The sequence below is a fragment of the Kitasatospora sp. NPDC059599 genome, assembly GCF_042735125.1.
Lineage (GTDB): Bacteria > Actinomycetota > Actinomycetes > Streptomycetales > Streptomycetaceae > Kitasatospora.
Genome location: NZ_JBHWCL010000077.1, coordinates 33,978 through 44,315 on the forward strand (window position 1 = coordinate 33,978; position 10,338 = coordinate 44,315).

Genomic DNA, 10,338 nt, shown 5'->3' on the forward strand with positions numbered 1-10,338 from the left:
CCGCGCCTCGTCCGCCCACCGCCCCTCCGGGGCCCCCCCACGGCGAGCGGGCGGGCGGGAGCGAGGCCCCGGCCGGCCCTCGGCCGTTTCTCCGGGGTCCGGTGTCAGCCCCGGAAGAGGTCGTGCCCCACGTCGGACGGGACCACGTCCTGGACCGGCTTGCTGCCCGGCCCCGGCACGTGCTCGCCGGGCACCGGTTCGCCGCTCTCGCGGTGCAGCAGGACCACCCCGTCCTCGGCCCAGAGCTGCCGGTAGCCGTGGTCCAGCAGCAGCCGGATCCGCTGGGCCTGCTCGGTGTCCGTGGCGAACGGGAAGGAGCGCTTGTTCGACCGGGTGAGCACGTACTCGCGCCCGCGCGGTGTGCCGTCCACCAGCACCACGTCCGTCCGGGCGGTCAGCCGCGGCGCGATCTGGTTGTCCGCCTCGACCGACGCCCCGTCCGGGATCAGGGCGGCCGCCCGCACCAGCGCGGCCTCGCTCGGCTTGGCCGACCAGGAGGACGGCACCGCCGGCTGCACCAGCCCGATCGGGACGGCGGCCACCAGCGCGATCCCGGCCGCTCCGAGTCCCAGCTGCCGCGCCCGCCGGACGGTCCGCGCGGGCCGCCCGGCCGCGCTCAGCCGGCCCAGCACCTCGATCCCGGCGGTGAGCAGGACCGGCCAGAGCATCGAGTCGTAGTGCCGGGCGATCGACCAGTGGTTGGGGTTGCTGGAGAGGATCCGCTCGGCCAGGAGCGGCAGCGCGCACAGCACGGTCGCCGAGCGCAGCGGCAGCAGCAGCGTGGTGCCGAACAGCCAGAGCAGCAGCAACGACTTGAGCGGCTGGTCGAAGGCCGCCTGCACCAGCAGGAACGGGTCGTGCAGCAGGTTGCGCAGCGCGTCGCCGCCGTCCGTGCCGAGCGAGCCGTAGTTCCAGTAGTAGCCCGGCTCCCCGCCCATCGCCGGTATCAGCCAGGTGATGGCGACGGCCGAGGCGACCGGCCCGCCCAGCAGCAGCCCGAGGCCGGTGAACCGGCCCGCCCGGTCCTCGGTGCGGCGGGTGCGCAGCAGCAGCACCAGCCCGTACGCCCCGACCATCAGGCCGAGGTCCTCCTTGGTGCAGCACAGCAGGGCGGCGGCGAGCACCACCGTGCCGTACCGGCGCGCCAGGCCGCGTTCCAGCATCAGCAGGGTCAGCGGCACCGCGAAGGCGACCTCGTGGAAGCCGACCCGGGCGGCGACCAGCAGCGGCCAGCCGAGCGCGTGGACCAGGCCCGCCAGGTCGGCGGCCCGCCGGGCGGTGCGCGGCGGGGCTGCGGCGAAGGCGTGCGCGGCGATCCGCCGGATCAGCGGCACCCCGGCCGCGAAGAGCAGCGACTGCCCGATGATCAGCGAGCGCGGGTCGTCCCAGATCCAGTACAGCGGCGCGAGCAGGGCCAGGACCGGCGAGAAGTGGTCGCCGAGCAGCGAGAAGCCGGGCGGGAACTCGTGGTGGTAGCTCTTCAGCGACGAGACGGGCAGCCCGAAGTGGGCGTAGCCGCGCACGCCCTGGTCGAAGATGCCGAGGTCGAAGCCGCCGAGCGAGACCGACGTCCAGCCCTGCAGGCCGATGGCGCACATCACCGCGAAGCAGAGCGCGGTGAGCAGCGCGGTGCGCCGGGCCGGGCCGCGCAGGAGGGCCGTGGCGGCGCCGCGGACGGCGGGAGCGGCGGCGGGTGGGGCGGGAGCGGGAGCGGTCCGGCTGGTCTGGGTGGTCACGTCAGGTCTGATCCGTCCGGTCTGGGTCCGTCGGTCCGGTCCGTCAGGTCCGGTTCGTCAGCGCGGGATCGCGGTCCGGCTCGGTGGCCGGGAGGGCCCGGGAACCGCCGCCGGTGGCGTCCGCGGCCTGCTTCCGGGCGCGGTACACCCGGACCCCGATGACGGCCAGGACGGCGATCCCCATCGGCGGGTAGATCGCGCCGGGCAGCTGCCAGTACCAGTCGACCCCGCGGCCCCAGCGGTGCGGCACCGTCCACATGACGTGGGAGAGGAACACGAGCAGGGTCACGCCGAGCAGGACCTGCCGCGCCCTGGTCCGGGCCTCGACCACCAGCAGGGCGATGAGCGGGATGCACCAGACCCAGTGGTGGGTCCAGCTGATCGGGGAGACCAGCAGCGCGGTGAACGCCGCGCAGACCGCGCCCCAGGCGTCGGCCCGGCGCAGCACCCGCGCGGAGCGCCCGGCGAGCACCGCCACGGCGAGCCCGAGGGCGCCGACCAGCGCGGAGGCGATCAGCCCGACCAGGCCGGGGTCGTTGACGTCGAGCAGCCGGCAGACGGCGCCGCGCAGCGACTGGTTGTCCACGAGGACGGTCACGCCGACCCGGCTCGGGTCCCAGAGGTACGTGGTCCAGAACCCGTACGAGGCGTCGGGCAGCAGGGCCCAGCCGATCAGGCCGGCCGCCAGGAACGTGCCGGCCGAGACCAGCGCGGCCCGGACCCGGCCGGTCAGGAAGAGGTAGACGGCGAACAGGCCGGGGGTGATCTTGATGGCGGTGGCCAGGCCGATGCCCACGCCCTTGAACCGGTTCCGGTCCGAGCGGGTCAGGTCCCACAGGACCAGGCAGAGGATGCCGAGGTTGACCTGGCCGTACTGGAAGGTGGTGAAGACCGGCTCCAGCCAGATGCCCAGGCCGGTCGCCAGGATCACCACGGCGGTGCGGTGCTGCTTCGCCCACCCGGCCAGTTTCAGCGACAGGTGCACGGCCAGGGCGAGCAACGCGTAGTTGAGGAGCATCACCAGGACGCGCAGGATGCTCACGTCGAACCAGGTGCTCGGCACGAAGAGCATCGCGGCGAACGGCGGGTAGGTGGCCGGCAGGTCCCAGCCGGGCAGCCGCATCGCGTACAGGTCCTCGCCCCGGACGACGGCCTGGCCCTCTGCCCGGTAGACCAGCATGTCGACCATGGTGGCGCCGTGGGTGTGCCGGAAGAGGGCGAACACCGCCAGTGACACCGCCGCCACGCAGGAGGCCGCGAGGATCCGGGAATTCGATCTTCCGGTCGCCGGGGTGCCGCCGGGCTCGTCCGGGCCGGACTGCCGCACCCGCCGTGTCAGACCGAACTCGCGCACCGCGATGGCACCCCGTTGAGATAGACCAGATCGTTCCGTCGTCAGCGTCTGGGCCCACCCACCATAACCGACCCCCCTGAGGCCCGAACCGCGTCAGAAACCGTGCCAGGAAGGTGTTGTGATCCCGGCCACGGCGGGCCCGCGGAACACCTCCGGGCCGGCGGAACCGAGTCGGCGTCAGGAAACGCGAAATCCCGCCGGGAGTTGCCTCCCGGCGGGATTTCGGTGGACCGGCCGGAGCCGGTCCGTTGGGTGGAGCTGAGGGGATTCGAACCCCTGACCCCCTCGATGCGAACGAGGTGCGCTACCGGACTGCGCCACAGCCCCAACGAGAAGAAACTCTAGCACCTTTCGGAGGGGGTCCGTGACCACCCCCCGACCGCGGTGCGGACCGGGGGGCGGCCAGGGTCATTCGTTGGCCGCGCGGGGGCGGGCCTCGGGGGCCTGCGGCTCGGCGTACTGGTCGAACAGCGGGGTGGTGCGGGACTCGGCCGGGCGGCCCGCGGTCCAGGTGCCGGGAGCCGACAGGTCGAGGCCGCGGGAGACCCGGGGCGCGACCGGCGCGGTGACGTAGGTCGGCAGCGGGACGGGCACCGGCTCCCAGGAGTCCGGGCCGGCCGCACCGCGCTCGCGCATGCCGTCGACCCACTCCTCGTGCTCGGTCGCCTCGGCCACCGCGGAGGCGGACGGCACCGAGACGGTCGCCTCCTCGGGGTCGGCGGCCAGCCGCAGGTGCGGGCGGCGCGCGGCGCGCACCTCGGCGGGCCCGTCCGGGGCCGACTCCGCCGCGGGCGCCTCGACCGCGACGGCGTCGGCCGCCGGGGCCTGGGCGCGCTGCTGCTCGCGCTTGCGCAGCCGCTCGGCCGCCTGCGCGGCCCGGACCCGGTCGAGCTTCACCTCGTACCGCTGGCGCTCCAGCCGGCGCAGGTGGCCGATGTAGAGGGTCAGGAGGGCCGCCGGGACGGCCGGCACCCAGAGGAAGGCCAGTCCGGCCACCGCCGCGACCACCGCGCCGAGCGCGAAGGAGAGGAAGAGGGCGGTGACCATCCGGCGCCGGCGGGCCAGCAGCCGTGCCCGGCGCTCGACCCCGCCCCTCGGCGCCGGGGCGGGGGCGGGCCGTTCGGCCGGGCGCTCCGCCGGGGGTTCGGGCTCCCGCGCCGCGGGGTCGCCAGGGGCGGCCCCGTCCCGCTCGGGAGGGCCGTCGTTGCTGTGCTCGTCGTCACGCGGTTCGTCGCCCAGGGCCCGGGCTGCCCGCCGCTCCAGCGCCGAACGCCCGGCCAGCAGGCGGATGGCGGTGCTGAAGCGTTCCGTCGGGCGCGCCTCGTTGAGTTCGTCCTGCCTGCGGAGCCACATCGGCACCAGATAGGCGGCCCAGGCCCCTACGATGACGGCGTAGATAAGGCCGCTACTGCTCACGATTCACACCGTACGGGCGGCAGGGAAGGCCTGGCAGCAATTTGACGCGGCGTGTCGTGTGATCAAGCTGATTCTCCGACTATTTTGCCGGCATTTGTGACGGTCCGCTACCGGGTCGATGCCATATCGATATTTCGTTCGAACATATATTCAATTACTTGCTTCGCGACCGGAACTGAGCGCCCGCCAGCGTTCCAGCATCCCCTCGGGGACCTCCTCGTCGGTCAGCGCGTAGACCAAGTGGTCGCGCCAGTCGCCGTCGATGTGGAGATAGCGCGGGCGGATTCCCTCCGAGCGGAAGCCCAGCTTTTCCACCACGCGGCGGCTCGGGCCGTTCTCCGGCCGGATGCAGACCTCGATCCGGTGCAGTCCGAGCGTGCGGAAGCAGTGGTTCACCGAGAGCGCCACGGCGGTCGGGATGATGCCCCGGCCGGCCACCGCCTCGTCGACCCAGTAGCCGATGTTCGCCGAGCACATCGAGCCCCAGGTGATCCCGCCGACGGTCAACTGGCCCACCAGCCGGCCCTCGTGGAGCACCACGAAGGGCAGCATCCGGCCGGCCGAGGCCTCGCCGCGCAGGAAGCGGACCATCTGCCGGTACGTCGGGCGGGGCCCGGCGACCCGGCCCGCCGGGCCGGGCGGCACGGTGGCCTCCCACCGCCGCAGCCAGTCCCGGTTGCGGCGGCTCACCTCCTGCCAGTCCCGCTGGTCGCGGGCCCGGATCGGGCGCAGCGCGACGTCCCCCTCGTGGAGTTCAACCGGCCAGCCGGCGTTCAGTGCCCTCTCCCGGATGCTGGAGCCCCGGGTGCCGGGGCGTCGGGCCGGGGGTGGTCCCCGCCGCCGAGCTGGTCGACGGCGTGGGCGAGCAGCGGCTCCAGCACGGCCAGGCCGTCCTTGACGCCGCCGGTCGAGCCCGGCAGGTTGACGATCAGGGTACGTCCGGCGAGCCCGGCGAGCCCGCGGGAGAGCGCCGAGGTCGGCACCTTCTCCCGCCCGTACGCACGGATGGCCTCGGCGATGCCGGGGACCTGGCGGTCGATCACCCGGGCTGTCATCTCGGGGGTGAGGTCCATCGGCGAGATCCCGGTGCCGCCGGTGGTCAGCACGACGTCGTAGCCGGCCGCGACGGCCTCGCGCAGCGCGGCCTCCACCGGCTCGCCGTCCGGGACGACCCGGGGGCCGTCGACGGTGAAGCCCATCGCGGTCAGGCCGGCCACCAGCAGCGGGCCGCCCTTGTCCGCGTAGACCCCGGCCGAGGCGCGGTTGGAGACCGTGACGGCGAGCGCCCTCACGCGTCGACCTCCGGCGCGAACCAGTCGCCGCTCTTGCCGCCGGTCTTGCTGAGGACCCGGACGGACTCGATGGCGGCGCCCTTGTCCACGGCCTTGACCATGTCGATGACGGTCAGCCCGGCCACCGCGACGGCGGTCAGCGCCTCCATCTCGACGCCGGTGCGGTCGGCGGTCCGCACGGTGGCGGTGATCTCCACCGCGTCGTCCACGACGGCCAGGTCGACCTTGACGCCGGAGACGGCGATCGGGTGGCAGAGCGGGACCAGGTCCGGGGTCCTCTTGGCGCCCATGATCCCGGCGATCCGGGCCACCGCGAGGGCGTCGCCCTTGGGCACGCCCTCGCCGCGCAGCAGCTCGACCACCTTCGGGGAGACCCTCACCCGCCCGGCCGCGACGGCGGTGCGCGCGGTGGTGGCCTTCTCGGAGACGTCGACCATGCGGGCCGCGCCCTGGTCGTCGACGTGGGTGAGGCGGTCGCCGGGGGGAGGTGTCGTCACGGGTGGCTCCAGGGGCGCGCAGGTCGAAGTACCGCGCTACCGTACAGCTCCCCCGGCGCGCCGGGCGCTCAGGACCCGGTGTCGGCGGTCGGCGCGGGCGGGCCGCGCCGGGCCGCTCAGGAGTCCAGCAGCACCACGTCCACCGCGCTGCCGGCGGGCAGCTCGGTGACGTCCTCGGGGACGGTGATCAGGCAGTCGGCCCGGGCCAGCGCGCCGACCAGGTGCGACCCGGCGCCGCCGACCGGCTCGACGGTGCCGTCCGCCGCCGAGTAGCGGCCGCGCAGGAACTGCCGGCGGCCGGCCGGGGAGCGCAGCGCCACCGGGCAGAGCGCGCGGACGACCGGGCGGTGCACGTCGGGGGCGCCGAGCATGGTGCGGATGACCGGGCGGACGAAGAGCTCGAAGGAGATGTAGGCGCTCACCGGGTTGCCGGGCAGGGCGAGCAGCGGGACCCCGTCGGCGCCCCCGATCCGGCCGAAGCCCTGCGGCTTGCCGGGCTGCATCCGCAGCTTGCGGAAGTCGACTCCGCCGTGGGCCTCCAGGACCTCCTTGACCACGTCGTACGCGCCGACGCTGACCCCGCCGCTGGTGACGATCAGGTCGGCCCGGCCGAGCTGCTCCTCCAGGACGGCGCGCAGCCGGTCGGCGTCGTCCGGGACGGCGCCGACCCGGAAGGCGATGGCGCCGGCCTCCTGGGCGGCGGCGGCGAGGGTGAAGCTGTTGGAGTCGGCGATCTGCCCGGGCCCGACCGGCTCGCCGGGCTGGACCAGCTCGCTGCCGGTGGACAGCACCACGACCCGGGGGCGCGGGCGGACCTTCACGGCGGCCCGGCCGATCGCGGCGAGCAGGCCGAGCTGGGTGGGGCCGAGCCTGGTGCCGGCCTCCAGGACCTTCGAGCCGGCCGCGACGTCGCTGCCGCGGCGGCGGATGTGCGCGCCCTCGGCGACCGGGCGCAGGACGCGGACCTCCTCGTCCGGGACCGGCGCGGTCATCGCGGCGGCGGCCACTCCGGTGCCGGTGCCGCCGTCGGTCCACTCGACCGGGGCGACCGCCCGGGCGCCGGGCGGGAGCGGGGCGCCGGTCATGATCCTGGCGGCCTGGCCGGGGCCGACCTTCGGCAGCTCGCCCGCGCCGGCCGCGATGTCGCCGACCACCGAGAGCACCGACGGGTAGGCGTCGGTGGCGCCCTCGGTGTCGGCGGTGCGGACGGCGTAGCCGTCCATCGAGCTGTTGTCGAAGGGCGGCAGGTCGCCGTCGGCGACCACGTCCTCCTCCAGCCGGCAGCCCCGGGCGTCGAGCAGCCGGAGCTCGATCGCGGGGAGCGGGCCGACGGCGGCGAGCACGTCGGCGAGGTGCTCGTCCACCGTCCAGAGGCGGGGGGCCGCCGGTGCCGGGTCCGTTCCGGCGTCGCAGCAGGCTGCGGACGTGGTGCTGTGCTCGGTGGACCCGGTCATCGGCGACTCGCTCTCTGTCGTGTCAGTCCTGCATCTCGGAGCCGACGAACTCCCGCAGCCAGGAGCGGAACTCCGGGCCCAGGTCATCGCGCTCGGCGGCCAGACGGACGATAGCGCGCAGGTAGTCGGCGCGGTCGCCGGTGTCGTAGCGGCGGCCCTTGAACAGCACGCCGTGCACCTGGCCGCCGTCGGCCGGCTCACGGGTGGTGAGCTCGCGCAGGGCGTCGGTGAGCTGGATCTCGCCGCCGCGGCCGGGCGGGGTCTCGCGCAGCACGTCGAAGACCAGCGGGTCGAGGACGTAGCGGCCGATGACGGCGTAGTTCGAGGGGGCCTCGCCGGGCTCGGGCTTCTCGACCAGGTCGGTCACCTGGAAGACGTCCTCGCCGAAGCCGTTGGCCTTCACGGCGGCGCAGCCGTAGAGGTGGATCTGCGAGGGGTCGACCTCCATGAGGGCGACGACCGAGCCGCCGAGCTCCTGCTGGACCTCGATCATCCGGGAGAGCAGCGGGTCGCGCGGGTCGATCAGGTCGTCGCCCAGCAGGACCGCGAAGGGCTGGCCGGCGACGTGCTGCTCGGCGACCGAGACGGCGTGGCCGAGGCCCTTGGGGTCGCCCTGGCGGACGTAGTGCATGTTGGCCAGCTCGACGGACTCCCGGACCCGGGCGAGGCGCTGCTGGTCGCCCTTGCGCGCGAGGAGCTCCTCCAGCTCGTAGGCGCGGTCGAAGTGGTCCTCAAGGGCGCGCTTGTTCCGGCCGGTGACCATCAGTATGTCGGACAGGCCCGCGCTGGAGGCCTCCTCGACGACGTACTGGATGGCCGGCTTGTCGACGACGGGCAGCATCTCCTTCGGGGTGGCCTTGGTCGCCGGAAGGAAGCGGGTGCCCAGTCCGGCCGCGGGTACCACGGCCTTGGTTACCGGAACTCGGGAGTTGGTCGTCGTCATGCGTTTACCTTACTCAGGCACATTTTCGCCCGGCCGAGCGCGGTCGGACGGCTAGGACAGCACGTCGCGGGGCACGGCCACAGTGGCTGGTGTATGGGAAGGGACCGGCTGGGCGAGGGGGTCCCCTCCGGCACAGGCCGACAGACTACCCGGCTTTTCCGAACGGTCACGTTCGGCTGTCGGACCGTACTCCGTACCGGAAGTGACCGTTTCGCGAACCCCGGTGGACGTCCGGTCGCCACGGCGTGACGAGATCCGCCAGCAGTCGCCGCCCGCCGCCCGGGCTTCGGCGAGGGCCGCGTCGGCCGCGCGCAGCAGGACGGCGGCGTGCGCGCCGTCCTCGGGCAGGACGGCGACCCCGGCGGCGGCGGTGAGGCCGTTGCCGTGCGCCGGGCGGGACTCGCGCGTCCCGGAGGACCAGTCGAGCAGCAGGTGGCGGCGGACCGACCAGACCAGCCGGGCGGCGACCTGCGCGGCGCCCTCGGCGCCGGTGTCGGGCAGCACCACCAGGAACTCCTCGCCGCTGTAGCGGCCCAGGGTGTCGGCCCGGCGGATCTCCATCGCGAGGCGCTGGGCGAGGTCGCGCAGTATCGCGTTGGCCCGGCCGCGGCCGTGCTCGGCGATGACCGTGTCGAAGCCGCTGATCTCCAGCATCAGCACGGCCAGCGGGCGGGGGCCGTCGGCCTGGTCGGCGTGCTCGGCGCGGCGGGCCCGTTCGATCTCCCGGTCCAGGGTGAGCTGCAGGTGGCGGTAGTTCCACACGCCGGTGAGCGGGTCGCAGGAGGCGGTGCGCTCCAACTCGGCGCAGCGGTCCTCCAGTTCGGTGATCCGCTCGCGCAGCCGCTGTGCCCCGGCCGCGGCGCCCGCGCGGTCCCGCCGGGCCCTCAGCCCGAGGGCGGTGGCGCCGGCCAGCGCGGGGGCGCTCAGCGCGGCCAGGGCCTGGACCAGCAGCGGGGTGGACAATCGGGGCGCCCTTTCGCGTGGCAGGCTCTGCGCGTCGACGGTCTGGAGACGTGGAGGATCCGGTGCACAACGAGAAGAGCGACCTGAGGACACGGCTGCTGACCCGGCGGCGCGCGCTCTCCGCCGAGGAGCGCGCGACGGCGGGGCTCGCCCTGGCCGGGCACGCCGGGGAACTGGCCGGCCGGGGCGCCACGGTGGCCGCGTACGTCTCCGTGGGGGCGGAGCCCGGGACCGGGCCGCTGCTGGACGCGCTGCTGGCGCGCGGGGTGCGGGTACTGCTGCCGGTGCTGCTCGCGGACAACGACCTGGACTGGGCCGAGTACGCGGGGCCGCAGGCGCTGGCCCCGGCGGGGCGCGGGCTGCTGGAGCCGGTCGGTCCGCGGCTCGGGCCGGAGGCGGTGACGGAGGCCTCCGTGGTGCTGCTGCCGGGGCTGGCGGTGGACGGCACCGGGCTGCGGCTGGGCCGGGGCGGCGGCAGTTACGACCGGGTGCTGGACCGGCTGGGGCGGGCGGGCGTCCGGCCGGTGCTGGCGGTGCTGCTGTACGAGCACGAGCTGTTGGAGCGGGTGCCCGCCGAGCCGCACGACCGGCCGGTGGACCTGGCGGTCACGCCCTCGGGGGTGCGGCGGCTGGGGTGACCCCGGGCGAACGGCGGCGGCCCCGCTCCCTGGTGGGAGCGGGTC

General features: G+C 74.8%; 10 protein-coding genes and 1 tRNA gene. 1 reads left to right on the forward strand and 10 read right to left on the reverse strand.

The genetic code is table 11. The annotated features are described in order from the left end of the window. Nucleotides 1-104 precede the first annotated feature (104 nt). From ACFV04_RS25220 to ACFV04_RS25265, 10 genes are all read right to left on the reverse strand, one after another. On the reverse strand, nt 105-1,736 hold the full coding sequence (locus tag ACFV04_RS25220; RefSeq protein ID WP_380532529.1) for a DUF2079 domain-containing protein: 1,632 nt from the start codon (nt 1,734-1,736) through the stop codon (nt 105-107). A gap of 43 nt (nt 1,737-1,779) precedes the next feature. Next, nucleotides 1,780-2,982, reverse strand: a complete 1,203-nt coding sequence (locus tag ACFV04_RS25225) for a glycosyltransferase 87 family protein (protein WP_380532532.1) — start codon at nt 2,980-2,982, stop codon at nt 1,780-1,782. Between the two features lie 361 nt (nt 2,983-3,343). Beyond that, a tRNA-Ala gene (locus ACFV04_RS25230) sits at nt 3,344-3,417 on the reverse strand. A gap of 81 nt (nt 3,418-3,498) precedes the next feature. Then, complete coding sequence (locus tag ACFV04_RS25235; protein ID WP_380532535.1) at nt 3,499-4,506, reverse strand: hypothetical protein; 1,008 nt, start codon at nt 4,504-4,506, stop codon at nt 3,499-3,501. Nucleotides 4,507-4,656: 150 nt separating this feature from the next. Next, the gene (locus tag ACFV04_RS25240) at nt 4,657-5,283 is read right to left on the reverse strand and encodes a GNAT family N-acetyltransferase (protein ID WP_380343352.1); all 627 of its coding nucleotides are present in this window, start codon (nt 5,281-5,283) and stop codon (nt 4,657-4,659) included. Further along, nucleotides 5,280-5,798, reverse strand: a complete 519-nt coding sequence (locus tag ACFV04_RS25245; RefSeq protein WP_380343250.1) for a molybdenum cofactor biosynthesis protein B — start codon at nt 5,796-5,798, stop codon at nt 5,280-5,282. The genes ACFV04_RS25240 and ACFV04_RS25245 overlap by 4 nt, the downstream gene beginning before the upstream one ends. Next, nucleotides 5,795-6,235, reverse strand: a complete 441-nt coding sequence (gene moaC / locus ACFV04_RS25250) for a cyclic pyranopterin monophosphate synthase MoaC (protein WP_360259380.1) — start codon at nt 6,233-6,235, stop codon at nt 5,795-5,797. Before moaC ends, ACFV04_RS25245 begins: the two co-directional genes overlap by 4 nt. Nucleotides 6,236-6,411: 176 nt before the next feature. Continuing rightward, a complete protein-coding gene (gene glp, locus ACFV04_RS25255) occupies nt 6,412-7,749 on the reverse strand; it encodes a gephyrin-like molybdotransferase Glp (protein ID WP_380532538.1) in 1,338 nt (445 codons plus the stop codon). Between the two features lie 22 nt (nt 7,750-7,771). Continuing rightward, nucleotides 7,772-8,692 carry a UTP--glucose-1-phosphate uridylyltransferase GalU gene (gene galU, locus ACFV04_RS25260; protein WP_380343244.1) on the reverse strand — a complete coding sequence of 307 codons (921 nt, stop codon included), beginning with the start codon at nt 8,690-8,692 and terminating at the stop codon, nt 7,772-7,774. 51 nt (nt 8,693-8,743) lie between these two features. Then, nucleotides 8,744-9,655, reverse strand: coding sequence for a GGDEF domain-containing protein (locus ACFV04_RS25265; protein WP_380532541.1), 912 nt, complete (start codon nt 9,653-9,655; stop codon nt 8,744-8,746). Nucleotides 9,656-9,717: 62 nt separating this feature from the next. Here ACFV04_RS25265 and ACFV04_RS25270 point away from each other — a divergent pair, with 62 nt between their 5' ends. Continuing rightward, nucleotides 9,718-10,293: a 5-formyltetrahydrofolate cyclo-ligase gene (locus ACFV04_RS25270; RefSeq protein ID WP_380532544.1), complete on the forward strand. Its 576-nt coding sequence runs from the start codon at nt 9,718-9,720 to the stop codon at nt 10,291-10,293. Nucleotides 10,294-10,338: the final 45 nt, after the last annotated feature.

Bases quoted from the DNA above. Each gene is read 5' to 3' on its own strand.
- moaC (WP_360259380.1), bottom strand. From the start codon at position 6,235: ATGGTCGACGTCTCCGAGAAGGCCACCACCGCGCGCACCGCCGTCGCG.
- glp (WP_380532538.1), bottom strand. From the start codon at position 7,749: ATGACCGGGTCCACCGAGCACAGCACCACGTCCGCAGCCTGCTGCGAC.
- galU (WP_380343244.1), bottom strand. From the start codon at position 8,692: ATGACGACGACCAACTCCCGAGTTCCGGTAACCAAGGCCGTGGTACCC.